22 protein-coding genes are annotated in these 24,744 nt (G+C 68.6%); 12 read left to right on the top strand and 10 right to left on the bottom strand.

Annotated features, from left to right (window positions below; all coding sequences use genetic code 11):
* Window positions 1-34 precede the first annotated feature (34 nt).
* Entirely contained in the window at window positions 35-1,426 is a 1,392-nt protein-coding gene (locus ACWPOC_RS02935; RefSeq protein WP_455407974.1) for a polysaccharide pyruvyl transferase family protein, read from the bottom strand.
* Window positions 1,427-1,634: 208 nt separating this feature from the next.
* Here ACWPOC_RS02935 and ACWPOC_RS02930 point away from each other — a divergent pair, with 208 nt between their 5' ends.
* Genes ACWPOC_RS02930 through ACWPOC_RS02915 form a run of 4 tightly spaced genes read left to right on the top strand, consistent with a single transcriptional unit; the run spans window position 1,635 to window position 8,096 of the window.
* Window positions 1,635-3,146 (top strand): hypothetical protein, encoded by a 1,512-nt coding sequence (locus ACWPOC_RS02930; protein ID WP_455407973.1) that lies wholly within the window; start codon window positions 1,635-1,637, stop codon window positions 3,144-3,146.
* The gene (locus ACWPOC_RS02925; protein WP_455407972.1) at window positions 3,143-4,648 is read left to right on the top strand and encodes an O-antigen ligase family protein; all 1,506 of its coding nucleotides are present in this window, start codon (window positions 3,143-3,145) and stop codon (window positions 4,646-4,648) included. The genes ACWPOC_RS02930 and ACWPOC_RS02925 overlap by 4 nt, the downstream gene beginning before the upstream one ends.
* On the top strand, window positions 4,645-5,730 hold the full coding sequence (locus ACWPOC_RS02920; protein ID WP_455407971.1) for a glycosyltransferase family 4 protein: 1,086 nt from the start codon (window positions 4,645-4,647) through the stop codon (window positions 5,728-5,730). The genes ACWPOC_RS02925 and ACWPOC_RS02920 overlap by 4 nt, the downstream gene beginning before the upstream one ends.
* Window positions 5,709-8,096, top strand: coding sequence for a glycosyltransferase (locus ACWPOC_RS02915; RefSeq protein WP_455407970.1), 2,388 nt, complete (start codon window positions 5,709-5,711; stop codon window positions 8,094-8,096). The genes ACWPOC_RS02920 and ACWPOC_RS02915 overlap by 22 nt, the downstream gene beginning before the upstream one ends.
* Here the strand turns inward: ACWPOC_RS02915 and ACWPOC_RS02910 are convergent.
* Window positions 8,074-9,396, bottom strand: coding sequence for a putative glycoside hydrolase (locus tag ACWPOC_RS02910; protein ID WP_455407969.1), 1,323 nt, complete (start codon window positions 9,394-9,396; stop codon window positions 8,074-8,076). The two genes, ACWPOC_RS02915 and ACWPOC_RS02910, sit on opposite strands and share 23 nt — an antisense overlap.
* A 92-nt stretch (window positions 9,397-9,488) precedes the next feature.
* Window positions 9,489-10,868, bottom strand: a complete 1,380-nt coding sequence (locus ACWPOC_RS02905) for a phenylacetate--CoA ligase family protein (RefSeq protein ID WP_455407968.1) — start codon at window positions 10,866-10,868, stop codon at window positions 9,489-9,491.
* Window positions 10,869-11,035: 167 nt separating this feature from the next.
* Between ACWPOC_RS02905 and ACWPOC_RS02900 the strand changes: the two genes are divergently transcribed.
* The 3 genes from ACWPOC_RS02900 to ACWPOC_RS02890 are packed head-to-tail and all read left to right on the top strand — an operon-like array spanning window position 11,036 to window position 14,855.
* The gene (locus ACWPOC_RS02900; RefSeq protein WP_455407967.1) at window positions 11,036-13,171 is read left to right on the top strand and encodes a heparinase II/III domain-containing protein; all 2,136 of its coding nucleotides are present in this window, start codon (window positions 11,036-11,038) and stop codon (window positions 13,169-13,171) included.
* Between the two features lie 41 nt (window positions 13,172-13,212).
* Complete coding sequence (locus ACWPOC_RS02895) at window positions 13,213-14,217, top strand: glycosyltransferase family A protein (RefSeq protein ID WP_120281058.1); 1,005 nt, start codon at window positions 13,213-13,215, stop codon at window positions 14,215-14,217.
* A 38-nt stretch (window positions 14,218-14,255) separates the two neighbouring features.
* Window positions 14,256-14,855 carry a dTDP-4-dehydrorhamnose 3,5-epimerase gene (locus ACWPOC_RS02890; protein WP_120281057.1) on the top strand — a complete coding sequence of 200 codons (600 nt, stop codon included), beginning with the start codon at window positions 14,256-14,258 and terminating at the stop codon, window positions 14,853-14,855.
* Between the two features lie 4 nt (window positions 14,856-14,859).
* On the opposite strand, the gene ACWPOC_RS02885 is transcribed toward ACWPOC_RS02890, so the two are convergent.
* Complete coding sequence (locus ACWPOC_RS02885; RefSeq protein WP_120283843.1) at window positions 14,860-15,504, bottom strand: PIG-L family deacetylase; 645 nt, start codon at window positions 15,502-15,504, stop codon at window positions 14,860-14,862.
* A 319-nt stretch (window positions 15,505-15,823) separates the two neighbouring features.
* Here ACWPOC_RS02885 and ACWPOC_RS02880 point away from each other — a divergent pair, with 319 nt between their 5' ends.
* From ACWPOC_RS02880 to wecC, 3 genes are read left to right on the top strand one after another with little or no spacing between them, the layout of a single operon-like run.
* The gene (locus ACWPOC_RS02880) at window positions 15,824-17,044 is read left to right on the top strand and encodes a hypothetical protein (RefSeq protein ID WP_159417005.1); all 1,221 of its coding nucleotides are present in this window, start codon (window positions 15,824-15,826) and stop codon (window positions 17,042-17,044) included.
* Window positions 17,041-17,856 (top strand): WecB/TagA/CpsF family glycosyltransferase, encoded by an 816-nt coding sequence (locus ACWPOC_RS02875; protein WP_120281055.1) that lies wholly within the window; start codon window positions 17,041-17,043, stop codon window positions 17,854-17,856. Before ACWPOC_RS02880 ends, ACWPOC_RS02875 begins: the two co-directional genes overlap by 4 nt.
* Entirely contained in the window at window positions 17,849-19,105 is a 1,257-nt protein-coding gene (gene wecC, locus ACWPOC_RS02870) for a UDP-N-acetyl-D-mannosamine dehydrogenase (RefSeq protein ID WP_120281054.1), read from the top strand. The genes ACWPOC_RS02875 and wecC overlap by 8 nt, the downstream gene beginning before the upstream one ends.
* A 95-nt stretch (window positions 19,106-19,200) precedes the next feature.
* On the opposite strand, the gene wecB is transcribed toward wecC, so the two are convergent.
* The 3 genes from wecB to ACWPOC_RS02855 form a co-directional block, all read right to left on the bottom strand.
* Window positions 19,201-20,358, bottom strand: a complete 1,158-nt coding sequence (gene wecB / locus ACWPOC_RS02865; protein WP_120281053.1) for a non-hydrolyzing UDP-N-acetylglucosamine 2-epimerase — start codon at window positions 20,356-20,358, stop codon at window positions 19,201-19,203.
* A gap of 149 nt (window positions 20,359-20,507) precedes the next feature.
* The gene (serS, locus tag ACWPOC_RS02860) at window positions 20,508-21,770 is read right to left on the bottom strand and encodes a serine--tRNA ligase (RefSeq protein ID WP_120281052.1); all 1,263 of its coding nucleotides are present in this window, start codon (window positions 21,768-21,770) and stop codon (window positions 20,508-20,510) included.
* An 11-nt stretch (window positions 21,771-21,781) separates the two neighbouring features.
* The gene (locus ACWPOC_RS02855; RefSeq protein WP_060652296.1) at window positions 21,782-22,174 is read right to left on the bottom strand and encodes an ankyrin repeat domain-containing protein; all 393 of its coding nucleotides are present in this window, start codon (window positions 22,172-22,174) and stop codon (window positions 21,782-21,784) included.
* 36 nt (window positions 22,175-22,210) lie between these two features.
* Between ACWPOC_RS02855 and ACWPOC_RS02850 the strand changes: the two genes are divergently transcribed.
* Together ACWPOC_RS02850 and ACWPOC_RS02845 are read left to right on the top strand one after the other, a co-directional pair.
* Window positions 22,211-23,269 (top strand): septum formation family protein, encoded by a 1,059-nt coding sequence (locus ACWPOC_RS02850; protein ID WP_106201619.1) that lies wholly within the window; start codon window positions 22,211-22,213, stop codon window positions 23,267-23,269.
* A 13-nt stretch (window positions 23,270-23,282) separates the two neighbouring features.
* Window positions 23,283-23,621 carry a metallopeptidase family protein gene (locus tag ACWPOC_RS02845; RefSeq protein ID WP_033097890.1) on the top strand — a complete coding sequence of 113 codons (339 nt, stop codon included), beginning with the start codon at window positions 23,283-23,285 and terminating at the stop codon, window positions 23,619-23,621.
* Window positions 23,622-23,648: 27 nt separating this feature from the next.
* On the opposite strand, the gene ACWPOC_RS02840 is transcribed toward ACWPOC_RS02845, so the two are convergent.
* From ACWPOC_RS02840 to ACWPOC_RS02830, 3 genes are all read right to left on the bottom strand, one after another.
* Window positions 23,649-23,810 carry a hypothetical protein gene (locus ACWPOC_RS02840; RefSeq protein ID WP_016933301.1) on the bottom strand — a complete coding sequence of 54 codons (162 nt, stop codon included), beginning with the start codon at window positions 23,808-23,810 and terminating at the stop codon, window positions 23,649-23,651.
* Window positions 23,811-23,932: 122 nt separating this feature from the next.
* On the bottom strand, window positions 23,933-24,220 hold the full coding sequence (locus tag ACWPOC_RS02835) for a putative quinol monooxygenase (RefSeq protein ID WP_059382096.1): 288 nt from the start codon (window positions 24,218-24,220) through the stop codon (window positions 23,933-23,935).
* 87 nt (window positions 24,221-24,307) lie between these two features.
* Window positions 24,308-24,736, bottom strand: coding sequence for an NUDIX hydrolase (locus tag ACWPOC_RS02830; protein WP_254072916.1), 429 nt, complete (start codon window positions 24,734-24,736; stop codon window positions 24,308-24,310).
* Window positions 24,737-24,744: the final 8 nt, after the last annotated feature.

Here is a 24,744-nt window from a genome sequence, read left to right as displayed (position 1 = left end):
TTCCGACCTGCACTGCTCGGTGATCCCAGTGGTCTCAGTGGTTCTCGACCCGCGCCCGTTCGGCGAGCGCGAAGACGTGTTCGAAGGCCACGTGTCCCAGGCGGATCTGCTCCCGGGCACGGGCACGCAGACGACCGCGGACCTCGTCCGCCTGTTGCCAGGAGGTGCGCATCGCATCTGCGAGTTTGGTTCCGAGCGCGGGATCGTCGAGGTGCAGCAGGGTGAGGCCACCGCCGAACATGTCCTCGAGGCCGCGGAACTTGTCGTCGTAGTAGCGGGTCGACGACAGGGCGACCACGGGGATTCCCCGCGAGAGCGCGAACACCGCGAGGTGGTAGGCGCCGGTCACGAGGACGCGGCACCTCGACACCTGTTCGACGAGCTGTCCGGGTGAGGTGTACCGGGGTGGCGGTTCGGCCACCGAGTCCGCTCCGCGCACGATGGGCAGCGTCGAACGACGGTCCTGGGAGCGGTATTCCGCGATGATCAGCGGCACCAGCGTCGAGGAGTACTCGGTGGCCACGGCCTGCACGACCCTGCGGACGGTGTCGCGGGCGATCTCCGAGACGGGTGCGTAGGCGGCGAGACGCAGGCACACGCCGATGTCGGTTCCGGGGCCGGTGTCGCATTCGGTGTAGGCGAGTTCGATCGCGTCGTCGCCGGTGACGAGGATTCGATCGTCCGGCACACCGGCCCGTTCGAGGATGGCCGGGCCGCGAAGGTTCTCCCGCAGGGAGACGAAGTCGACGCGCGGCATCACCTCGGCCGCGCGTTTCTGCAGGAGGGGGTCGTCGAGCGGTCCGAGGCCCTGGCCGACCATGGTGACGGGAACACCGTGGTCGCAGGCGTGCTCGATGAGGGTGAAGACACGGTGGGCCTGGGCGGCATCGGAATCGGTGATGTAGCCGCCTCCGAGCACGAGCAGGAGGGAGGCCTTCTCGACGGCGGCCGCGCTGCCCGGGTGCACCGGCCGGCGAGCGGCCGCCTCACTGGCGGAGATGGGCGCTTCCACGGCCTGTTCGGACGGGAGACGCGTGCGGACGAGCCGCTCGAGCCGCCGGCGCAGTCCGCGTGCCTTCTGCGGGAACCACACCCGGAAGCGGACCATGCCGAGGGCGATCGGGCCGACGATGTGCGGTCCCAGTGCGGCGAAGAAGTCCTCGGCGACCGTCGGCTCGGCCCAGGGGTCGGTCGAGAGGACGGTGATCCCCTTCGCCGTCGGGTGGTAGGCGCGGAGCAGGAGCGGGACGTCGGTGAGCACGCCGATCTGCGCGTCGGGCCATCTGCGACGCAGGCGCGTGATCGTGACCTCGAGCATCGCCAGGTCGCCGTTGTTGCGAAGCCAGTACTCGCTGCTCTCGATGAGAATGCGGACCGGTCGCGCGGCCGGTTCGTCCGAGTGCAGTCCGAAATGATTGTCGATCATCCGATGATCCGATCCTCGATGAGAGAGGGTCCGGGAGTCCCCGGCGGTGCGGTGTAGCGGAGCATACTCAGAATCAGGCTCATGGGTACGGTTCGAATCCATAATCCACCAAACTTGGGATTTAACAAACTAGAACTCTGCTCTATCGTGTAAAAAGATACTCTGAGATTGTTTTGAAGCGTCGTCTCCCGAGGACCTGGGGTACCCCATGACACACACGAACACCACGACCGACGCCGATACGCTCGACACGGCGACGACCGTCGGGATCCAACTTCAGCGCATCCGCCACTTCTGGCCCCTCGTCCTTCTCATCACGCTCGGAGCCGTGATCGCGTCGGCCGTGAGCACCTACACCGCCGAGCCGAGCTACACCGGCCGGACGGTGCTGATCGTCTCCTCGCCGGGACGTGTCCCCGAGGAAGACGCCGTCATGGTGCGGGGCTACATCGATCTGTTCAATGATCCCGCCTACCAAGCGCGACTTCAGGATTCGACCGACCTCCCGCCGGGCACGACCTTCGAGGCACGCACCGCCGCCGCGAGCTCGATGATCTTCGTCGAGGCAACGGCCGGTACCGATGTGGGAGCCAAGGACGCCGCCCTGGCCCTGGCCACGAACTTCCGGTGGGACGTCGACGCGGTGCGGCGGGCCGAGAAGGACGCCTCCCTCGATGCACTCCGCAGCCAGCTGGACGAGCGGCGCAGACTGCTCACCGAAGGTGCGGATCCCGCCTACACCACCCAGCGGATCATCGAGCTCGAGACGCTGATCCAGCAGTTGCAGGGCGACTCGACCAACCAGCTCCAGATCCTGCAGCCCGACGCCGGCATCGCGATGTCCGAACCGAGCATGTCCCGCAACGTGCTGGTCGGACTCCTCGGCGGCCTCGTCCTCGGCTCCGTCGCCGCAGTTCTCGCCGCCCTGTTCTCCCCCACCCTCGGCACCTCCCACGACGTGCACACGAGGACGGGAGTGAATCCGGTCGTCGAGATCCCTCGCGGGGGAAGCCGGCGCAAGGGTCGCGCCCGGCATCTCGGCTTCGTCCGCCTCGCGACCCGCGCCGGACATCGCCAGGTACCGCGGCCGGGGACCCTGGCCGTCGCCTCGCCCACCCGGACACCGGCGACCGGCCAGGTGGCACGGGCGATCGCCGAGTTCTGGGCCGGTGAGGGCGAGCGCGTCGTCCTGCTCCACGCCGACATGCACACCGTCACGGTGCAGGAACGTACCGCGGCCGACGATGCCGTCACGGTACGCACGGCACTCGTCCGGGATCTCCTCGACGACCCGGACGCCCCGCTCAACCGCGAACGGTTCACCCACCTCCTGCGACGGCTCCGGGCCGATGCCGACCTCGTGATCGTCGAGGTCCCGCCGCTCACCGAGGACCCCTTCGCCCACTCTGCGTGTGTCGTGAGCGACCGCACCGTGCTCGTCCTGGATCGGCGCTCGGGACGGGTCGGTCCCACCCGCGAGGCCGTCGAACTGCTCGCCGACGCCGAACTGCTCGGCGCGGTCCTCGTCGACCCCCGCACCGGACGCTCGCTCATCCGCCGTCTCTTCCGCCGCGACAAGCGGGGCGAGTCCCTCGCCACGGTGCGTTACGAACGGATCGACAGCCTCGGCCCCGACACGACGGCGATCTCGTCCAACGGCCACCATCCCGACCGGGTCGCCGCGACACTGCTGTCCGGCAAGCCGGGTGCAACACCATGACCACCGCAGGAGCCGTCCGGCCGGGCATCCGATCGTCAGGAGCCCGGTGCGGACGCGCGGCGCTCACGGCCGCCACGGCTGCGGGCCTGCTCGTCGCCGCGGCCCTGGCCGCATTCGTCCTCCCGGGCGAACTGCTTGCGCTGATCCTGCCCGGGGCGGTGGGACTGGCCGTCATCGCCGCGGCGGTCTACCACCCGGCCACCGCGGTGCTCGTGCTGATCGTCGCAATGTTCTTCCGGCTCCCCACACCCGAGATCCCCATGCTGCCCGTCGATCTGTTCGTCTTCCTCTTCGCGGTCGCGCTGGGGTCGTTCGGGCTCTGGATCACCGTGCGCCCCGATCGCATCCGGCAGCTGGGCATGCTCGAGATCTTCATGGGCCTGTTCGTCCTGTGGAACTTCTGGTCGATGTTCGCCTCGCACCGCTTCCCCGCGGTGGTTCCCCTGACGAGTCAACCCACCTCGGTGTCCCGCTTCATCATCATCGGCACGGTCATCCCGTTCGCCGTCTTCGTCATGGGACGCCTGAGTTTCGACCGGGAGCGTGCAGTGCGGGGCATGCTCTGGACCGTCACCGCCATCGCGGCGTTCTCGGCGATGATGAGCATCTTCCAGCTCAAAGGTCCGACCGCTCTGGTGTGGCCGCGCTACATGCTCGAGAACGAGCACTGGCCGGGCCGCGCGGTGGGTGTCACCAATCAGCCCGTCGGCAACGGGACGATCCTCATCTTCGGATTCATCGTCACGGTCGTCCTGGCCTCGCAGAGATCCGAACCCGTCTGGCTCCGGCGCCTCGCCGCCGTGATCGCCGTGGCCTGCGCCTACGGCGTCTTCCTCACCTACACACGCGCGGTGTGGCTGGCGTTCGGGATCGTCGTCCTCGTCGGACTGCTGTGCGCCCGCGGCTTCCGCCGCGCCTTCGCCCTGACGGCCACGGCGATGGTGGTCGCGGTCGCGATGAACTGGTCGACCTTCACCAGCGCCGACCGGAAGGCCGGCGGGGTGGGTTCGACGAGCGAGATCCACGACCGGCTCAACGCTATGGCGACGGCCTTCTGGGCGATCCGCGAGGAACCGCTCACCGGATGGGGTGTCGCGCGTTTCGTCTCCGTCAACACCTTCTTCCACCGGGCGTGGGGACCGAGCATCCCGTGGGAGGGCGGATTCGGTATCGACGCCCACTTCACGGAACTGGGGATCTTCGCCGAACTCGGCATCGTCGGTGGTCTGTTGTGGATCACGGTGCTCGTGCTGCTCGTCGTCCAACTCGTCCGCGCCTACCGCAGGTTGCCACCGGGTCGGCTCACCGGGCAACCGCTCGCGATCGCGGCCGTCCTCGCCGTGCTGTGCCTGCTCGTCACCGGGTTCACCGCCGAACTCCGCAATTTCGATGTCACCAATGCGATGGCACTGCTCATCGCCGGTGTGGCGATCGGATGGTCCGACCGGTTCGTCCCGCGGAAGCGGGATCCCGAGAGATCCCCGGAGGAGGTCTCGTCATGAATGCCCCACGGGCGCTGTGGGTCTCCACCAGCACATCGACCCGAGGCGGTGTCGCCTCGTTCGTCCGCACGATGCAGGGAACCGATCTGTGGAGCGACTGGCACATCGAACACATCGGCACCCATCGCAACGGTTCGATCCCCCTCCGGATCGTCGCCTTCGCCGTCGGGCTGGTCTCGTTCACCTACACGGTGATCCGGAGGCGACCCGACGTCGTACACCTCCACACCGCTTCGTACGGAAGCTTCGTCCGGAAGGCCACGCTGGCATGGATCGCCCGCGCCGCCCGCATCCCGGTGATCCTCCACGTCCACGGCGCCGAGTTCCACCGCTTCTACTCCCTGTGCCCCAAGCCCGCCCGGGCCCTCATCCGCGCGACCCTCACCGAGGCCGACGCGGTGATCGCACTCGGGGAGAGGTGGGCGTGCCGCCTGCAGGAGATAGCGCCCCGCGCCCGGATCGTCGTCGTGCCCAATGCCGTCCGGCCCCGGACGCCCGTTTCCCAACTGCCGGACGGGCGACCGGTGAACGTGCTCTTCCTCGGCGAGGTCGGTGAACGCAAGGGCACCTTCGTCCTGCTCGAGGCATGGGCGCGACTCGCGCACGAAGGAGCGGTCTCCGGCGCGCATCTGACGATCGCGGGTGACGGTGCCGTGGACGCGGCCACACAGCAGGTCGCCGAACTCGGTATCGACGACACCGTCACCATCGCGGGATGGACGGCACCCGAGAAGGTTTCCGGACTGCTCCGGGACAGCCGGATCCTCGTGCTGCCGTCCCGGAACGAAGGTCAACCGATGGCGATCCTCGAAGCCATGGCGGCCGGATTGTGTGTGGTGGCCAGTCCGGTCGGCGGGATACCTGATCTCGTCGACGCCGATTCGGGAATCCTCGTCCCACCCGATGATCCCGACGCCCTCGCCGCCGCCCTCCGGAAGGTCGTCACCGACGACGCGGAGCGGGCCCGTCTCGGCGCCGGCGCCCGGCGCCGGGTGTGCACGGAATTCGACGTCGACGTCGTGTCACGGCGTTTCGACATCCTCTACAGAGAGGTCGGCAGATGTCCCGTCCGCTGCGACTGATGTATGTCGTGCCGGATCTCGGTGTGGGCGGCGCCGAACGGCACGTCACCACCCTGCTCCCACGACTCGACCCCCAGCGCTTCACCTCGTGTGCCGTCTGCATCGGAGAACCCGGCGCGCTGTTCTCCGACCTGGTCGAATCGTCGATTCCCGCAACGGCGCTGCGCAGGACCAAGCGGCAGATGGTGCGCGCCCTGGTCGATCTGGTGCGGGAGATGCGCCGGTTCCGTCCCGACATCGTGATCACGCGGGGATACAACGCCGAGACGCTGGGACGGGTTGCGGCCTTCCTCGCCCGGGTTCCGCACGTCGTGGTGTGGGTCCACCACTGCGGTGATCCCGAACCCCGCGGCCGGCTCCGGCGACTGATCGACCGGTGCCTCGATCCGCTCACGGACTCCTATTTCGGTGTGGCCGAAGCCCAGCGCGCATTCATGACCGACGATCTCGGCTACCCACCCGAGAAGATCACCGTCGTGTACAACGGGGTCGATCCGTCGCTGTACGACACCACCGACGATCGCAGCGTGCTGCCCGAACTCGGCGTGCCCGCGGATGCTCCCACCGTCGGGATCGTGGCGGCACTGCGTCCGGAGAAGGACCACGCCTGTTTTCTCCGCGCCGCACGGCGGGTCGTCGACCTGCGACCCGATGTCCGTTTCCTCGTCATCGGCGACGGTCCGTGCCGCGAGGACCTCGAAGCGATCTCCGACGCCGCCGGTCTGCGCGCGAACGTCGTCTTCACCGGTGCGCGCAGCGACATCCCCCGCATCCTCCGCGCCCTGGATCTCGTCGTCCTGTCGTCGTACAGCATCGAGTGCTTCCCCATGGCCCTGCTCGAAGCCATGGCCTCCGGCCGCCCCGCGGTGTGCACGGCCGTCGGCGGCGTCCCCGAGATGCTGGTCGACGGGGTCACCGGCCGACTCGTGCCTGCCCGCGACGAACGAGCACTCGCCGACGGGATGCTCGAACTGCTCGACGATCCCGAACTCGCCCGCAAGATGGGGCGGGCCGCGCGGGAACGCGTGGAATCGGAGTTCACACTCCTCCGAAGTGTCGAGGGCGCCCAGACCGCCCTCGTGGAAGCCGCACGGTCCGGAATCGTGCGACCCGCACGGTCCGGAATCGTGCGACCCGCACGGCCGGCGGAGCGAGCCGATCGGACGGATCCTGTCCGCCTCACGCTCGTGCTGGACCAGACGTTCGTCGGGGGCGTCGAGGTCCTCATGCTCGAGGTGTTCCGGCACCTCGATCCGTCGGTCGTGCGCCCCCGTCTGGTGTGCCTGCGCGAAGCCGGCCCGCTCGCCGAGGAGTACCGGCGCGCGGGATTCGAGGTGGAGGTCGTCCCCCGATCCGGCCGTTACGACCCGCGCCGGTTGACGCGGCTCGTGCGCATGCTGCGTACCGACCGCACCGACGCCGTGCTCGTGACACACCACCACCACGCTGCCCTGGCACTCGGCAGGCCGGCCGCGCGACTCGCCCGGACACCCGCGAATCTCGTTGCCGCACACGACATGGATCTGACGAGCATCGGCAAGCGGTGCCTTCCCCGGTGGGCCGTGTCCACCCTCTTCCTCTCCGACGCCCTCGTGCTGCTGGGACCGCGCCAGGGCGACTATCTGCGCCGCGAGGAGGGAGTCGCCCGCCGGCCGTGGTCGCGCACACGAGAAGTGGTCATCACCAACGGGATCGACCTCGGCGATCCACCCACCGAGGAGGACCGCGACCGGGCACGCACGGCACTCGGGCTGTCCCCCGACGCCTTCGCCGTCGGTATCGTCGCGCGGCTGAGCCATCAGAAGGCACACCAGGTGCTGTTCGAAGCGGTACGAATCGCCGCACACACCCGTCCCGAACTGCGACTGCTGGTCATCGGAGGTGGCGAGAGAGAATCCGAACTACGCTCGCTCGCCGTCGATCTCGGTATCTCCGGCCGGACCGTGTTCACGGGTGTGCGCCGCGACGTCCGGGCACTGCTGCCGGGACTGGACGTGTCGGCGCTGTCGTCCGTCCACGAAGGCGCACCCATCACCGTCATCGAGGCCATGGCCGCCGGCCTTCCGGTGGTGGCCACCGAATGCGGCTGTCTGCCCGACATGGTCACCGACGGGACCGACGGCTTCCTCGTCCCGGTCGGAGACGCCGCGGCACTCGCGGAACGACTGTGCGTGCTGGCCGCCGACCGGTCACTCGCGCGCCGCCTCGGCGCGAACGGCCGCGAACGCGCGGAACGCGAGTACCGGATCTCCCGGACCGCACGGTCGTTCGAGGCCCTGCTCACCGAACTGACGGGCAGGTCGAACCGAGGGGTAGGTCGAATCGACGGTCAGCTCGACCGGGTCAGTCCGTCCGCAGGAGGATGAGGCCGTCCAGCGGTTCGAGCACCACCTCGTCGGTGACGCTGCCGTCGTTCACACTCGGGTCCTGCGTCCCCTGCAGGTGACGGTAGGGGCGCTCGAGATACACGTGTTCGGCGTTGTCCCCGCTGTTCACCAGGACGATCCCGTTCTCGAAGTCCCGGCGGAGCACGGTCCGTCCCCCGTCGCCCTGCAGGCCGGCCTCGGAGACGGGCAGGCCCAGATAACCGGGGCCGAGTCCCGCCCCGTCCATCTCGTCGTAGTAGGCGGTACTGCCGTAGTGCAGGAGCATCGGCGCCCAGTAACCGTCTCCGAGGAGCGTGGCCGTGAGAAAGAAGCGCGCTCGTCGATAGGTGTCGGCCACACTCCGGCCCGTTCCCAGGCGATCGATCGTCATCCACACTCCCGGTGATCGATGTCCCCCTCCGGCACTCGTCTCGAGATAGCGGTCGAGGTCCATGCCCGGATCGCGCTCGACCATCGGATCCGCGAAGCTCTCCCAGGCCCGCCCGTCGAGCAGGCCGTCGACCGGGCTGCGATCGCCGTTCGCGACGATGATCGCGTCGGGCATGCGCTCCCGCATGATCCGCTCCGCCACGGTGAGTCCCCGCGCCCACGGCCCGTCGGGGCCGTAGATCTGCGAATCCGGTTCGTCCACACCGTCGCCGTCGATGTCCCACGCGTCCGCATCGGCCGAGTAGATCCGATCCCCCCAGACGTCGAGGAGGACACCGTCCCAGATCCCGGTCGACCAGACCTGATCGGCGACCCACTCCGCGGCGTACTCGGCATAGATCCTGCCGTCGACCCGCGGCGCCACGTCGGTGAGGTTGGTCATCGTCGTCCGGGGCCATTCGCTGACCGGCTCTCCCGATGCCGTGGTGGCGAGCCATTCCTCCGGGAAGGCGCTGTTGTTCGGGCCGTCGAACTGCCACAGGGCGTACCGATCGGCCCAGTATCCCGGCGATCCCAACGCTCCCGGAAGGTCGACGAGGTTCATGTACGCGAGCAGACGGACACGCGGATTCCGTGACCGGAGCCCGTCGAAGTACGACTCCGGAACTCGATGCGCCCATTCGTGATCGAGAACCACGAGATCGTATCGGGCGAGCTCCTCCATCGGAGGGAGGCGATCCTGGTCGAGATAGTAGGTGGCGGTTCTCGGGAAGGTCGGCTCACCGGTTGCGGGCATACCCGGCAGGGACATCGCTGTCGACGCCGCATCCGCGGTGGTGTCGCGCGCGGTGGGCGCCGCGCAGGACAGCGACGACGTCGTCACCAGCACGACGAGCAGGATGCGGGACACCGTACGGCCCTTCGATCCTCCGGATCGGTAGCGGTGCCGGGATCCTCCGGGTCCGCGGCGGCGTCCCGTTCTCTTGTACACGGGATGACGCCTCACTCTCCCGGACCCAGGCGATAGCCGGCGAAGGCCTCGGCCACGGCCGCCGGAACGGCACGGTCTCCCCCACCCTCCACCACGGCCGTCTTGAGTTTTCCGGAGGCGGTGCGCGGCACGGCATCCAGAGTCACCACGCGGAGTTCCTGTCCCGGGCCGAACAACCGCTCGACATTGCGTCTGTACTGTTGCTCGACACGCTCGGCGTCGAAGCCCACGCCCGGAACCATCCGGATCTCGAACCGCCCGGGAGCAAGTTGCGCGATCTGCGCTTCGCGGACACCGGTGACGTCGTCGATCACGGTGGACGGCAACGGAAGCGGCCTGCCGTCCGCGGCGGTGAACGCGTCCTCGACCCGACCGTCGAGCGCTCCGAGGGTGGGGAATGCCCGACCGCACGCGCACCGGCCTTCCGGTGCCGGTCCGACCAGATCGCCCGTCCGGTAACGGAAGATCGGGAAACCCCAGTTGTGCAAGGGTGTTCCGATGATCTCCCATCTGTCCGGGACACCGGGGACGGGTTCGAGTTCGACGATGCCGTAGTCGGGGAAGATATGCATCGTGCCCGCCTCGCACGTGCCCGCCATCGCGACGCGCTCCGTCTGACCGTAGTGATCGACGATCGGGCCTCGGAAGACCTCGCGGATCAGGGCGCGCTGGGCGGACCGCATCGTCTCGGAGGACGTGAGGACGGCGCGGACCGGGAGTTGCTCCCCCTGCTCGTACAGCAGTTCCGCGAGCAGACAGATGCTCGACGGCCAGCCGTCGATCGCGTCGGGACCGAACCTGCGGATGTCCCACACGATCGTGGGCAGATCGTCGGGGGTGAGCCGGTAACTCGACACCAGCAGCTGTCGTGCGCCGGGGACGATCTCGGTCGGGTTTCCGGGACGGTCGGCCGCGAAGTCGCTGCCGCCCAGCGTCACCCGGCGAGGGGCACGCGGCAGGCCGAACCAACTCCACTGCCGCTCGAGCACCCGCATCTCGTAGACCGACGAGCCCGGGGTCCGGTAGACGGTGACGGCCCGGCCCGACGTTCCGCTCGAATGGGCCTCCCACATCGCGCGCGTGGGATAGGCCCGGAACGTCCCGGGACGGTCCGTCAGGTCGTTGCGGCGGAGGACGGGCAGGCGCCGCAGGTCGTCGAGGGTGCGGATCTCACGCGGGTCCACCTTCCCGCGGCGGAACCACTGCCGGTAGAACGGCGAGGCGACGGCCGCCCATCGCGTCATCGCACGGAGCCGACCTTCCTGGAAGGCGCGGATCTCGTCGGGGCCCGCCGCGGCGATCCTGCGGAGTTCACGGCTCATCGGGGCGGCGAGTGGATGCATACGCCGCACGCGGTGCTGGACGGCGACGAGTTTCTTCGGAGGTGCCATGGGCCCACCTTCGGTTCGGATGCGCTCGCGCTAAACATACCTGTAGTCTGATTAAGCGGCAATCTACAGACTTTGATTTTGCTACGGTGGGGATTCGCACCGTGCCGATCCCCTGTCGATCACCTCGTAACGGAGGTCCCGTGCAACCACCTCGTAACGGAGGTCCCGTGCAACGACTCACCTGGTACGCACATCGGCTCCGCGCGATGGAACCCGCCGAGATCGAATGGCGGGTCCGTCGCGTGGTCGGACAACGACTTCCGTCCCGATCGTTCACCGACGCGCAGCTCGTCGGACCCGACCTCGACTGGTGTGGCACCCTCGACCGTTTCCGTGCAGCCGAGGGCCGTCCCGTGCTCCTCGGCCACGAACAGGCCGACGCCCTCGCCGGAACCGAGATCGCCACCGCCACGCTCGTCGCCGCGGATCGGGTTCTCGATCACCGCTTCGCCTACTTCGGCTATCAGGAGGCGGCACTCGGGCCCGAGATCGACTGGAATCACGACCCCATCGGCGGGATCGACTGGCCGGCGCTGCCCGGTCACCGCATCGATCACCGCACCGCGGCCGGCGACCCGAAGTGGATCTGGGAACTGAACCGGCTGCAGCACCTTCCGTGGCTGGCGCAGGCCTGGCTCCTGACCGGCGACGATCGCTACGCCGCCGAGGCGTTCGACCAGCTGGACTCGTGGATCGCCGCCAATCCCCCCGGACGCGGCATCGCCTGGCGCGGAGCGTTCGAGGCGGGCATCCGCGCGATCTCGGTGGCCGTCGCGCTGCAGGGGCTGCGGCACAGTCCGCGTCTCACCGTCGCCCGTTTCCGCGCCGTCGTGTGCATGCTCGCGGAGAGCGCCCGCCGGTGCTGGGCCGAACGCTCGTTGTACAGCTCGGCGAACAATCACCTCATCGGTGAACTCGCGGGCCTCGCCACTGTGGCGCTGTTGTTCCCCGATCTACGACCCTCTCCGCGATGGGAGCGTGATGCCGTCACCGCGTTGTGCGCGGAGGCCGACCGGCAGATCCTGCCCGACGGCAGCGGTGCCGAACAGGCCGTGGGCTATCAGATGTTCACCACCGAGTTGCTGCTCCTCGTCGCCGAGATGCTCCGGCGACGCGACGGATACGCGCCCGTCCTGCTCACGAACGCGATCACGCGCAGCGCGCGGTATCTCGCGGCGGTGGTCGGAGACCACGACCCGGCACCGCGCTACGGGGACGACGACGAAGGGTTCGCCCTGCGCCTCGACGCGTCGCCCGTGCGCACCGTCCGCGATCACCTCGGTCTCGTGGGGGCCGCCCTCGACATACCCGATGCGATACGGGCCGGCACTCGACCGCCGGCCGCCGGATGGCTCGCCGCCCTTACGAAAGCCACCGAGGACGCGCCTCGTGGCGAACCCTTCGGCAGCTTCCACGCGCCCGACGGCGGCCTCGTGGTGCTGCGATCCGGGCGACGCCGGATCACGATGGACGTCGGCCCCCTCGGGTACCTGTCGATCGCGGCGCACGGCCACGCCGACGCACTCGCGGTCACCCTGAGTGCCGACGGCCACGAACTCGTGGGACATCCGGGTGTGACGAGCTACTACGGCCATCCCGACTGGCGGTCCGCACATCGGGGCACGCAAGCCCACCCGACCGCCTCGGTGGACGGACTCGACCAATCCGTCATCGGCGGCGCCTTCCTCTGGCGGCAGCACGCACGGGTGCACACGCATTCCGTGGACACCGCAGCCGGCTTCGTGGACGCCGAGCACGACGGCTACCTCCGACTCGACGAACCCGTCGTACACCGCAGGTGGCTCATCGCACCGCCCGACCGTGTCACCGCGGTGGTGGTGGACCTGTTCACCGGTGCCGGCCACCACGAGTTCCGCACAGCCTGGCCACTGCACCCCTCCCTCGACGTCCGGCCCGCCGGGTGCGGCCATCTCGCCCTCCGAGAGGACGCACCCACCCTGCAGCTCGCCTACGCCGCGTCCTCCGGAGAACCGATCCGCAGCGAGATCCGCGGCGACACCGACACGAATCTGGGCTGGTGGTCGCACCGGCTCGAATCCCGCGTCCCCGCATGGCTCGTCGGCGGTGTCGTGCACGCGCAGACTCCGGTCGCGCTGGTGACGACATTGACGCCGGGCAGCGCCGGAGAACCGGCGTTGTCGGGACTCGCCGTCGCCCTGCGCGACGACGCGATCACCGTCCGGTGGCACGACGAGGACGGCGCCCACCTCCACACCGTCCTGCCGAGCGGCGACCCGCCCGGACACGTGCGGCGCGAGGACGTCGCCGACCCCGTTTCCTGATCACCCGCCAGATCCCCACAGTTTCTCCGAGGAGTTCGAACATGGAACCGACCTTCGGCTTCCTCACCACCGCCTACCGCACCGAGGACTACGTCGCCGAGACGATCGAATCCGTCTTCGCGCAGAAACGGGACGACTGGGAACACGTGATCGTCGACAACGGCATGTCGGACGACATGGCCCGCGTGGTCGGGCGGTATCTGAACGACCCGCGGATCATTCTGGTGCGCCAGGAGAATCGCGGCTACGCGGGCGGGATCGCTGCGGCGGCGAAGGCGGCGCGCGGACGGTACCTGTGCGTCCTCGACAGCGACGACCACCTGATGCCGGGCTTCTGCACGCGGGTCGGTGCCGTGCTCGACGCCCGGCCGGAGATCGACGCCGTGGCGGTGGACGCCCACCTGTTCACCGATGCCGAGGGACTGCTGCCCACCGGGTACATGCGGTCGATCGGGGCCGGCGGGAACCGGCGGGGGCGCGGACGCCTCTCACTGCTCGACGTCCTCGGCGGCGAGGTCCCCTACTACACGGCGGCGATCCGCCGTGAGGCGTGGTCCGCGGTGAACGCCTACGCGTCGGGCATCGAGGACGTCGACGAATCGGTGATCGTCTGGCTCCGCCTCGTCGACCGTTTCGAGGTGCAGATGCTGCCCGACCGGCTCGCCCGGTACCGCCTGCGCGGCGACTCCGATTCGCGGGACGAGGCCACCGTCTCGACCTTCGAACGGCAGCTGATCCGGTCGTTCCAGGCGGGCGCGGCGTTGGCGACGACCCCCGAGGAACACGAGGCCCTGGACGAGACGGTGCGCAGGCTCCGCTACGACCAGGCACTGCGTCGGGCCCGGTCCGCCTTCCTCCGCAACGATCTGCCCGCCGCCCGGATCGCGGCCCGTGACGCCTTCACCCACCGGCGTTCCCTGCGTGCCGCTGTCGCGCTCGCGTCCGTCACGGTGGCTCCCGGCCCGGTCCGGATGTTGTACCCGGCGAAACAACGACTGACGAGCGCGGCCGGGCGGGTGGCCGTCCGTCTGAACGCGCCGGTCTGACGCACCTTCCCATCCCGTAGACACGAGGGAGACCTGCGATGCGTATCGACACCACCGACCTGGCCGGTGTTCTCGTTCTCCGCCCCGAACCGTTCCATGACGAGCGAGGCCTGTTCACCCGCACGTTCGACGCGACCGAATTCGACGCCTACCTCCGGAGCCGTCCCGATGCGCCGGCCGTCCGGGCATCCGATTTCGTGCAGGACTCGCAGTCCCGCTCGGTCCGGGGCGTCGTGCGCGGCATGCACGGTCGCTCCGGGGACGGGGAGGCGAAACTGGTGCGCTGTGCACATGGAGCGATCCACGACGTGCTGGTCGACATCCGTCCCGGATCGCCCACTTTCGGCCGCTCACAGGCATTCCTGCTCGACGACGTCGAGTTCGCCCACCTGTTCGTACCGCCGGGATTCCTGCACGGTTTCCAGGCGCTGGCCGACGTCACCGACGTCTGTTACCGCATCGACCGGCCGCACGATCCGCGTGAGGATCTCGCGGTGGCACACGACGACGCGGATCTCGGCATCGTCTGGCCACTGCCGGTGACGACGATCAGCGCACGTGACGCCGCTGCCGGCAGCTGGAAGGACCTGTTGGCCGGGCTCCCCTCCTCGGAGAACCCGGCCGACGTGTTGTGGTGAATGCTCAGGCGCCCTGCCCGCCGAATCGGACGACCGCCTTCTCCAGGACGAACGCCTCGGCGTGCGGGTACCGGCACTGCACCCCGCGGAGACGGGACAGGCCCAGGAACGACTCCTCGTCGAACCAGTCGTGATCGGTCTGCGACGGATAGTGCTTGAGCAGCACACGCGCCTTCTCCGCCGCGACATCCCTGGTGAGCGGGTGGTACACGGAGGTGGCCGGCGTGTCCGCCTCCCACTTGAGGATCTCGTAGCCGAGGACCAGGTGGTCGCGGAAGACCGTCGGCACCATCTCGGCGAGCAACCGATGGTCCTGATGCGCGTCGGCGCGCTGCGGAGTGAACACCACGTCGGGTTCGGTGTGGTAGCGGAAGGACTGGAGTGCGATCTTGATCCCCTCCCAGTACCCCGGGGCACGCCCGTCCGGGATGTCCAGCACGCGGACCATCACGTCCGCTCCGGGACACAGGGCCCGCAGCGCGTGGTTCTCCTCGATCTCGCGCGGGGTGTCGCCGCCGGAGAGGACGAAGGCACGCACGCGCAGGTTCGGGCACGCCGCCGACAGGGTCAGCAGTGTTCCGCCGACCCCCATGGCGATGTCGTCGCAGTGGGCGCCGAACAGCGCGACCTCGCGGACGTTGCGCGGCATCAGTTCGATCACGACTCCCACACCCCCTCGGTGCTGCGGCCGGGTGCGCAAACGACGGGAGACAGAAGCACTTTCATGATCAACACCTTGTCTTCGGCGACGGAGCCCAGGCTGACGGCAGACCCCGCAGAGGAATGTCGATGGGTCCGAAATTTCGATCGTGGTTCCCACTAAAACACATCCGAAGTCCGCCAACAAGGCTTAAACAAACTCTAGGACTTTTTCTAGCTCAGTAGCTATCCTTGCATCAGTTATTTCCGCCATTCACAGACTTTCATCCACTCCACGGACACGGCATTCGTCCCGCGAAGGAGTCCCCATGAAGATTGCGGCAGGACTGCACAAAGATCACGCACCCCCGCAGAGCGGCAGCGACCCTGTACCGCCGCAGAGCGGTAGCGACCACGTACCGCCCCGGAGCGGCACCCGACCGGAGACGGCCGTACGCGTCATCCAGTTGACCGATCTCGCCGTACGCGGGCTCACCCGGATGTACGACGGGGACGGCTTCCCCCAGACCGCACGCGGCACGAGGACATCGTTCGGTACCGAACTCCGGCTCGAGGGGCGGAGCACGCGCTACACCTCGATCGCCGCCCTCGGACTGCACCTGCTGCCCGAACACGTGCAGCGCAGTGTGCTCCACGGGGACACGGCCGCCGAGCTCGCCCGTCGGACGGGGATCCGGGCCCTCGGCCACCGTGACACCGGCGCCCTCGCGCTCGCGGTGTGGGCCTGCGCCGAGATCACCGGCTCGGTCGATTCCGCGCTCTACGAAGAACTCCGGGGCCGGTGCGAGAGCGGCAGCCCCCTGGCGACGGTCGACGCGTCCTGGGCCCTCACTGCCGCACTCGCCGCGCGCACACAATTCGATTCCGGTGGTCTCGTGCAGACGCTGAAGCGACGGATCCTCGCCGCGCAGGGTCCCGGTGGTCTCTTCCCCCACATGATTCCCGTGGGCACGGGCAGCAGACTGCGCCGGCACATCGGGTCCTTCGCCGACCAGGTCTATCCCCTCCAGGCACTCGCCCGGACGGCCGCGGCGACGGACGACGACGTCGCGCTCGCCGCGGCGAACGCGTGCGCCACCCGGATCTGCGCGCTGCAGGGCGAGGCCGGTCAGTGGTGGTGGCACTACGACTCGCGTGGGCACAGCGTGGTCGAGCGCTTCCCCGTCTACAGTGTCCACCAGCACGCGATGGCGCCGATGGTGCTGTTCGATCTCGCCACAGCCGGCGGCGACGACCACACCGCCGCAATCGAACTCGGGATCGACTGGCTGCAGAGCCATCCCGAGGCGCTGGCAGATCTCGTCTGCGAGTCCCAGGACGTCGTCTGGCGCAAGGTCGGTCGGCGTGAACCGCGCAAGGCCGCGAGATCGCTGGCTGCCGCGGCCACCGCCCTGCGTCCGGGTTCGGAACTGCCGGGACTCGATCGGCTCCTTCCCGCCGGAGTCGTGGACTACGAATGCCGCCCGTACGAACTCGGCTGGATGCTCTACGCGTGGCTGCAGCGCAACGAATTCGGAGGAACCCGATGACCGCCGACCCCACCACCGGCACCCGCACGTCAGCGACCCTGTTCGGGATGCCGCTCGACGCCGTCACGATGGACGAGGCCGTGGCACGGTGCCGCGACGCCCTCGAGCGTCGAGAACCGATGACCGTCGGAGTCGTCAACGCCGCGAAGACCGTTCGCCTCCGCAAGGACGCGGCCCTGCGCGAATCCCTGCTCGAGTGCGACATACTCCTCGCCGACGGTCAGGCGGTCGTGTGGGCGGGCAATCTCCTCGGGTATCCGCTGCCCGAACGCGTCGCCGGAATCGACCTGTTCACCTCGCTGCTCGCGACGGCCGACACCGAACACCGCTCCGTCTATCTGCTCGGCGCGGAGCAGTCGGTGCTCGACGCCCTCGTCGACGTCCTCACCACGAAGTATCCCGGCCTCCGCATGGCCGGTGCCCACCACGGCTACTTCGACGAATCCGAGGAGGAGTCGATCGCCCGGGCCATCCGCGAGTCCCGCGCGGACATGCTGTTCCTCGGCATGCCCTCTCCTCGCAAGGAGAACTTCCTGCGGCGCTGGGAGGACGTGCTGGACGTCCCGATACGTCACGGTGTGGGTGGCTCGTTCGACGTCCTCGCCGGGATCACCAAGCGCGCACCCGAGCGGTGGCAGCGCGCCGGCATGGAGTGGGCCTACCGCCTCCTGCAGGAACCGCGCCGGATGTGGCGGCGCTATCTCACGACCAACACCGCGTTCCTGATCCTGCTCGCCCGCGAGCGTTTCCGCACCACCCCGCCCTATCCGCGTCCCGAGAAACTCCCGACCCCGAGGAAGCATCATGGCTGACACATTCAGCGGCACCGTCGCCGTCGTAGGACTCGGCTACATCGGCCTGCCGACGGCCGTCGTCCTCGCGACCCGCGACATCGACGTCATCGGCGTGGACATCGATCCCCGTATCGTGTCGGCCGTCTCGCGGGGCGAGGTGCCGTTCGCCGAACCCGATCTCGCGGTGAGCCTCGCCGGCGCCGTGGCCATGGGGACGTTGAGCGCGACCGACACGGTTCCCCTCGCCGACGCGTACATCATCGCCGTGCCGACACCGTTCAACGCCGATCACACCGCCGACCTGTCGTACGTGCGGCGGGCGACCGAGCAGATCGCCCCCCAGTTGCGCGGCGGGGAGATCGTGGTGCTCGAATCCACCTCACCGCCCGGTACCACCGAGAGCGTCAGCCGGTGGTTGTCCGAACTGCGACCCGATCTCCATCTCCCCCACGCCGACGAGGGTCTGCCGGACATCCACGTCGCCCACTGCCCCGAACGGGTGCTCCCGGGCCGCATCATGATCGAGATGATCACGAACGACCGCGTGGTCGGTGGGATCACGCCGCTGTGCGCCGAGCGCGCCGCCTCGATCTACCGCGTCTTCTGCCAGGGTGAGATCTGCCTGACCGACGCCGCGAGCGCCGAGATGGCGAAACTGGTCGAGAACGCCTACCGCGACATCAACATCGCCTTCGCCAACGAGTTGTCGTACGTCTCGGACGAACTCGAACTGGACGTCTGGGAGGTCATCCGGCTGGCGAATCGCCATCCCCGGGTGAACATCCTCTCTCCCGGCCCCGGTGTCGGCGGGCACTGCATCGCGGTCGATCCGTGGTTCATCGTCGGCGCGTCGCCGGGTTCGGCGAAGTTGATCCGTACCGCACGCGAGATCAACGATTCCAAGCCGAACTACGTGGCCCAGCAGGTCATCGAAACCTGTTCGCGTTTCAAGAATCCGACGGTCGCGTGTCTGGGGTTGACGTTCAAGGCCAACGTCGACGACATCCGGGAGAGTCCGGCCCTGCACGTCGTCGAGCTCATCGCCAAGGCGCTGCCCGACATCGAACTCCTGCTCGCCGATCCGTTCGTGCACGAGGTTCCCGACACCCTCCTCGGATACGAGAGCGTGCGCACCGCGCGGTGCCGGGACGCCATCGCCGCGGCGGACATCGTCGTCGAGCTCGTGGACCACGATCAGTTCCGGTCGCTGTCGCGCAGCCTCCTGGCGGGCAAGGTCGTGTACGACACCCGCGGGGTGTGGCGCTGAACCCACGAGAATACGGCACCCGCGAAAATACGGCCGGTAGGTGTTCTCGCACCTGCCGGCCGTATTCCTTTCGGACTACGCGGTATCCGGACCTGTCAGTAGGAGCCGACCGCCTCGACGGGCGCGAACTCCGAGGGGCGAGGTCCGAGGCCGAAGAAGTGCTCGATCGCCGCCACCGAACGCCGGGCGGCGCTCCCGTCGCCGTACGGATTGACCGCGCGGGCCATCTCGTCGTAGGCCGCGGGCTGGGTGAGCAGCCGGGTGACCCATTCGACGATGAGCTCCTCGTCCGTCCCCACCAGCCGGACGGTTCCCGCCGTGACGGCTTCCGGCCGCTCGGTGGTCTCCCGCATCACGAGGACGGGCTTGCCGAGGCTCGGTGCCTCTTCCTGCACACCACCACTGTCGGTCAGCACGATCGTCGACGCCGCCATCGCGAGCGCGAAGTCGCTGTAGGACAGCGGATTCGTCACGACCACGTTGTCCAGATCGGCGAGGGGCGGGAGGAGGACCTCCCGCACGATCGGATTGAGATGTGCCGGCAGCAGGAAGGTCATGTGCGGGAACGCGCGGGCCAGACGGGCGATGGCCCGCGCCGAGCACGCCATCGGCTCGCCCCAGGACTCGCGTCGATGTGCCGTGACGAGAACCATCGGACGACCCAGCAGCGGAGCGAGATCCGGGTTGTCGAGCGAGGGTTGCTGCGAGGTCACCGTGTAGAGCGCGTCGATCACCGTATTGCCGGTGACGACGATGTCGCCGGGATCGATCCCGTCCGCCAGGAGATTGGCGCGGGAGGTGGGGGTGGGTGCCAGGTGCAGCGACGCCAGTTGCGAGGTCAGGCGCCGGTTGAGTTCTTCGGGGAAGGGGTTGTAGCGATCCCCCGTCCGGAGTCCGGCCTCGAGGTGCACGAGCGGCACCTTGCAGTAGAACGCCGCGAGGGCCGCGGCGAAGCAGGTCGTCGTATCTCCTTGGACGAGAACCGCACCGGGTTCCTCCCGGGCTATCACATCCGACACCCCGCCGAGGGCCTTGGCCGTGATGGCCTCCAGCCCCTGCCGTTGGGTGAGGATGTCGAGGTCGTGGCTCGGTTCGATACCGAACAGGGTGTTGACCTGGTCCAGCATCTCGCGGTGCTGGCCGGTCACTGCGACAACGGGTTCGAGTACTTCCGATCTCTGCAGGGCGGTGACGACCGGCGCCATCTTGATCGCCTCGGGACGAGTTCCGTAGACCACCAAAACCTTCTTCATCGCCCAAGAATAGCGTGAAATCAGTACTTCAGGACCGTTTAAATCCTAAAAACCAACTTTCAGTTCGTTATGCTCGGACGGGCACACGGAAACGGCTCCCCACCGCGGGCGCAGTGGGGAGCCGTCGTCGAGGCTGTGTGCCGTACGGGTCAGCCGGCGGGTTCGAGCACCTCGCGTCCCACGAACGGGACGAGAGCCTCGGGCACCTTCACCGAACCGTCGGCCTGCTGGTGGTTCTCGAGCAGCGCGACGAGCCAGCGGGTGGTGGCGAGCGTGCCGTTGAGGGTCGCGGCGGTCTGCGGCTTGCCGTTCTCGTCGCGGTACCGGACGTTCAGGCGACGCCCCTGGAAGGTCGTGCAGTTCGACGTCGACGTGAGTTCGCGGTAGCGCTCCTGCGTGGGCACCCAGGCCTCGCAGTCGAACTTGCGGGACGCCGACGACCCGAGATCGCCGGCCGCGACGTCGATGACGCGGTACGGCACGTCGATGGCGGCGAGCATGTCGCGCTCCCAGGCCAGCAGACGCTCGTGCTCCGCCGCGGCCTCCTCGGGCCGGCAGTAGACGAACATCTCGACCTTGTCGAACTGGTGCACGCGGATGATGCCGCGGGTGTCCTTGCCGTAGCTGCCCGCCTCGCGACGGAAGCACGACGACCAGCCCGCATAGCGCTTCGGCCCCTTCGACAGGTCGAGGATCTCGCCCGAGTGGTAGCCCGCGAGCGGCACCTCGGAGGTGCCCACCAGGTAGAGGTCGTCCTCCTCGAGCCGGTACACCTCGTCGGCGTGCCGGCCGAGGAAGCCGGTGCCCTGCATGATCTCGGGACGCACGAGCACGGGCGGGATCATCATCGTGAACCCGTTCGCGGTGGCCTTCTGGGCGGCGAGCTGCAGCAGACCCAGCTGGAGCAGCGCGCCGTAACCGGTGAGGAAGTAGAACCGGGCACCGGAGACCTTGGCGCCGCGCTCCATGTCGATGAGCCCGAGCGATTCGCCGAGCGCGAGGTGGTCCTTCGGCTCGAAGTCGAAGGTGGGCAGCTCGCCGACGGTCTCGAGCGTGACGAAGTCGTCCTCACCGCCGGCGGGCACGCCGTCCTGCACGACGTTGGAGATCGCGAGGTGCGCGCGATCGAAGGCCTCCTGCGCGGCGTGCTGCTCGGCCTCGAGTTCCTTGACCTTCGCGGCCAGCTCCTTGGCACCGTCGAGCAGCGCGGGGCGCTCCTCGGGGGACGCCTTGCCGACCTTCTTGCCCAGGGCCTTCTGCTCGGCGCGTGCGTTGTCGCCGGCGAGGACCGCGGCGCGACGGGAGGCGTCGGCCTCGAGCAGCACGTCGACGAGGCCCGGGTCCTCCCCCCGCATACGCTGCGACTCGCGGACGGCGTCGGGATTCTCGCGGAGGAACTTGAGGTCGATCACGGAATCGAAGCCTACCGCTGCCAGAGTTCCAGGTAGTCGTCGCGCCCGAACATCTTCGCTGTGTCCTCCGCGGTGGGGTGCCCGTGACGCGGGTCGGCGCCGGCCTCGGCGAGCACCCGCACCACTGCCTCGACGCCCTTGAAGACCGCGCCCGCGAGAGGCGACTGGCCGCGGTCGTTGAGCCGGTTCACGTCGGCTCCTCGCTCGACCAGGGCCTGTACGGCGTCGGCATGACCGTGGTAGGACGCCAGCATGAGCAGCGTGTCGCCGGTCTCGTTGGTGAGGTTCACCGGTACCCCGGCATCGACGTACGCGGTGAGGGTCTCGACGTCTCCCTGGCGGGCGGCGTCGAAGGTCTGCTTGGCGATCTCGAGAATCTCGGGATCGATCGGGTCGTCGGCCATGAGCCGAAACTACCTGCGTCCACTCGAACAGGCATGATGGAAGTGATGGCCGAAGACAACAAGCCCAAGCCCGACCGGCGCCCGCCCTCGGCGCGGTTGACCCGACGCGCCCTCGTGCTCGTCGCGGCCGGTGCCGTCCTGGCGGCGATCGCGACGTTCGTCGTCGCGGGGTTCCAGGGCGCCGACGGCGGGGACGACAGCGCCGGCGCCGGCATCAGCACGACCGGCGCGGTCGCGGGGGAAGCGTTCGGTACCGCCACCGCCGGCGATTGCCTGACCTGGAGTGCTCTCGACGCGAGCGACCTCACGAAGGTCGACTGCGCCGAGACGCATCTGTTCGAGGTGGTCGCCGACATCGACCTGAGCCTGTATCCCGGCACCGAATGGGGACCGGGATCACGCTTCCCGTCGGTCACGCGTTTCACCGAGCTGCGCGACGAGCAGTGCGCACCCGCCGCGATGGACTATCTCGACGGCCGGTTCGACCCGCACGGCAAGTTCAGCATCGGCCTCATCAACCCCGGCGAGGCGGGCTGGGCGGCCGGCGAACGCACGCTGCGGTGCGGTCTGCAGTTCTCGTCGACCACCGGCAACCTGCTGCCCATCAAGGGCCGGGTCGCCGATCAGGACCAGTCGCGGGCCTGGGACGTCGGTGTCTGCATCGGCATCAACAACGGTGTGCCTGCCGACCCGGTGGAGTGTTCCAAGCCGCACGCCTTCGAGGTCGTCGCGGTCGTCGACCTCGGTGGGCAGTTCCCCGGCGGGCTGCCGAGCATCGAGGACCAGGACGGCTATCTCGAGGAGACCTGCACGCGCCTGGTCAACGAGTACCTCGGCGACCCCGAGGCCCTGCGCAACAAGACCCTCACGCTGTTCTGGGACAACCTCGACTACGACAGCTGGCTCGCCGGCAGCCGCAAGGTGAACTGTTCGATCGGCAAGCAGGTCGAGGGTGGCGGCTTCTCGTCGATCACCGGCAGCGCCAAGGGCGACATCCTCATCGACGGCCAGCCGCCCGTGCCGCCGCCGCCCGTGCCGGAAGGCCGGTCGCTGCCGACGCCGTTGCCGGGCGCCGTTCCCCTGCCGGGGTCGTGACGTGCCGGTACACATGGAGGACGAGCACTTCGAGGAGCTCGTCTCGGAAGCGCTCGACGAGATCCCCCGCGAACTCGCGCGGGCGATCGACAACGTCGTGGTCCTCGTCGAGCCGCGCCACGAGGAAGAACCCGACCTGCTGGGTCTGTATCAGGGCGTCGCGCTGACCGAGCGCGACAGCCACTACGCGGGATCGCTACCGGACACGATCACGATCTACCGCGACGCGATCCTCGACATCTGCGAGAGCGACGACGACGTCGTGCACGAGGTACTCGTCACCGTCGTCCACGAGATCGCGCACTATTTCGGAATCGACGAAGAGCGCCTCCACCAGCTGGGCTGGGGCTGAGGCGCTCTTCGCGATCGGTACCGGGTGCTACTTGTTGCGGGCCGCGGTCGCCTTGTCGAGGCGGGGTCCCTTGGCCTTGCGCTGACCGAAGTGCGGGCTGAGCGTCGAAACGACGAACATGATGACGGTTCCGACAGCGACGACGGCCACGGTGAGCCACACGACGATGACGCCGAAGAGTTCCAACATGCCCGGTTACCTCCACAGTCGATGTCACTTCGAGGCAAACGGCACACGTCCGCCCCGGGGGTCACCCTACCGTCCGCGTTCCGCCGGGTGACGACCGACTCCGCCCGCGCTCCGGTGGGGACTCAGAGGGTGGTGAAGTGCTCGAGCTTCGGTGCTCCCGCCAGGAGGGGTCCGAGGTCGGTGATGGCGCCCTCGCCGGCGCGGAACTTGCGGTAGGCGGCGTCGTGCTCGGCCGAGCGCCACTTCTCCACGACCACCCAGCGGGCCTCGTTCTTCTGATCCACGAGGATCTCGATGCCGTCGCATCCGTCGAACTGTCGCGTCTCGTCGAGCACGCGGGTCATGACCTTCTTCGCGTCGTCGAGGGAGTCGGCCTTGAATTCGAGTTCGAGCAGAGCGGTGAGCGCCATGGGAGACCTTCCGTGATGTGCGATGTGACTGCCCTCACCACATTTCCCCATGGATGAGAACTGCGCAATACCTCTGTGAAAACAGGATTATCGGGAGGCCGACGCGAGAGCGGGAAGGACGTGGTGCTCGAGCAGCGGCGCGAGATCGCCGGGGAGCGGAAGGACGGCCGGGTCGAGCCAGCGCGTCTCCGCGATCTCCGCGGCGGCACCGGCGACCTCCACGAGCGGGTGTTCGTAGACGGTTCCTTCGAGCCGGTAACCGGGCTCGTTGGCGGCCTCGGCGTCGAAGACCCCGACGAGACGCAACGACGACAGATCCAGTTCGGCGCCCAGTTCCTCGGCGCACTCGCGCACGGCGGTCTCGGCCGGGGTCTCCCCCGGATCCGGCTTGCCTCCGGGCAGCATGAACCGCGACGTGTTCCGCTTCCGCACGGTGAGCACCTCACCGGCGGCGTTGCGGAGAACGACGGCGCTCACTCTGATCACACGGTCACGAATCGCGGGATGCTGGTTCACCGGACCAT

The organism is Rhodococcus sp. 5G237, from assembly GCF_053764735.1.
The sequence above is the reverse complement of the archived record's forward strand: the minus strand, read 5'-3'. Positions and strand labels throughout refer to the sequence as shown.

What these genes read in the sequence shown, in the direction of transcription:
- ACWPOC_RS02920 (WP_455407971.1), top strand. Translation starts at nt 4,645, where the DNA reads ATGAATGCCCCACGGGCGCTGTGGGTCTCCACCAGCACATCGACCCGA.
- ACWPOC_RS02890 (WP_120281057.1), top strand. Translation starts at nt 14,256, where the DNA reads ATGCGTATCGACACCACCGACCTGGCCGGTGTTCTCGTTCTCCGCCCC.
- ACWPOC_RS02880 (WP_159417005.1), top strand. Translation starts at nt 15,824, where the DNA reads ATGAAGATTGCGGCAGGACTGCACAAAGATCACGCACCCCCGCAGAGC.
- ACWPOC_RS02930 (WP_455407973.1), top strand. Translation starts at nt 1,635, where the DNA reads ATGACACACACGAACACCACGACCGACGCCGATACGCTCGACACGGCG.
- wecB (WP_120281053.1), bottom strand. Translation starts at nt 20,358, where the DNA reads ATGAAGAAGGTTTTGGTGGTCTACGGAACTCGTCCCGAGGCGATCAAG.
- ACWPOC_RS02915 (WP_455407970.1), top strand. Translation starts at nt 5,709, where the DNA reads ATGTCCCGTCCGCTGCGACTGATGTATGTCGTGCCGGATCTCGGTGTG.
- ACWPOC_RS02935 (WP_455407974.1), bottom strand. Translation starts at nt 1,426, where the DNA reads ATGATCGACAATCATTTCGGACTGCACTCGGACGAACCGGCCGCGCGA.
- ACWPOC_RS02835 (WP_059382096.1), bottom strand. Translation starts at nt 24,220, where the DNA reads ATGGCGCTCACCGCTCTGCTCGAACTCGAATTCAAGGCCGACTCCCTC.
- wecC (WP_120281054.1), top strand. Translation starts at nt 17,849, where the DNA reads ATGGCTGACACATTCAGCGGCACCGTCGCCGTCGTAGGACTCGGCTAC.
- ACWPOC_RS02840 (WP_016933301.1), bottom strand. Translation starts at nt 23,810, where the DNA reads ATGTTGGAACTCTTCGGCGTCATCGTCGTGTGGCTCACCGTGGCCGTC.
- ACWPOC_RS02855 (WP_060652296.1), bottom strand. Translation starts at nt 22,174, where the DNA reads ATGGCCGACGACCCGATCGATCCCGAGATTCTCGAGATCGCCAAGCAG.
- ACWPOC_RS02850 (WP_106201619.1), top strand. Translation starts at nt 22,211, where the DNA reads ATGGAAGTGATGGCCGAAGACAACAAGCCCAAGCCCGACCGGCGCCCG.
- ACWPOC_RS02895 (WP_120281058.1), top strand. Translation starts at nt 13,213, where the DNA reads ATGGAACCGACCTTCGGCTTCCTCACCACCGCCTACCGCACCGAGGAC.
- ACWPOC_RS02905 (WP_455407968.1), bottom strand. Translation starts at nt 10,868, where the DNA reads ATGGCACCTCCGAAGAAACTCGTCGCCGTCCAGCACCGCGTGCGGCGT.
- ACWPOC_RS02925 (WP_455407972.1), top strand. Translation starts at nt 3,143, where the DNA reads ATGACCACCGCAGGAGCCGTCCGGCCGGGCATCCGATCGTCAGGAGCC.
- ACWPOC_RS02885 (WP_120283843.1), bottom strand. Translation starts at nt 15,504, where the DNA reads ATGCCGCGCAACGTCCGCGAGGTCGCGCTGTTCGGCGCCCACTGCGAC.
- ACWPOC_RS02875 (WP_120281055.1), top strand. Translation starts at nt 17,041, where the DNA reads ATGACCGCCGACCCCACCACCGGCACCCGCACGTCAGCGACCCTGTTC.
- ACWPOC_RS02845 (WP_033097890.1), top strand. Translation starts at nt 23,283, where the DNA reads ATGGAGGACGAGCACTTCGAGGAGCTCGTCTCGGAAGCGCTCGACGAG.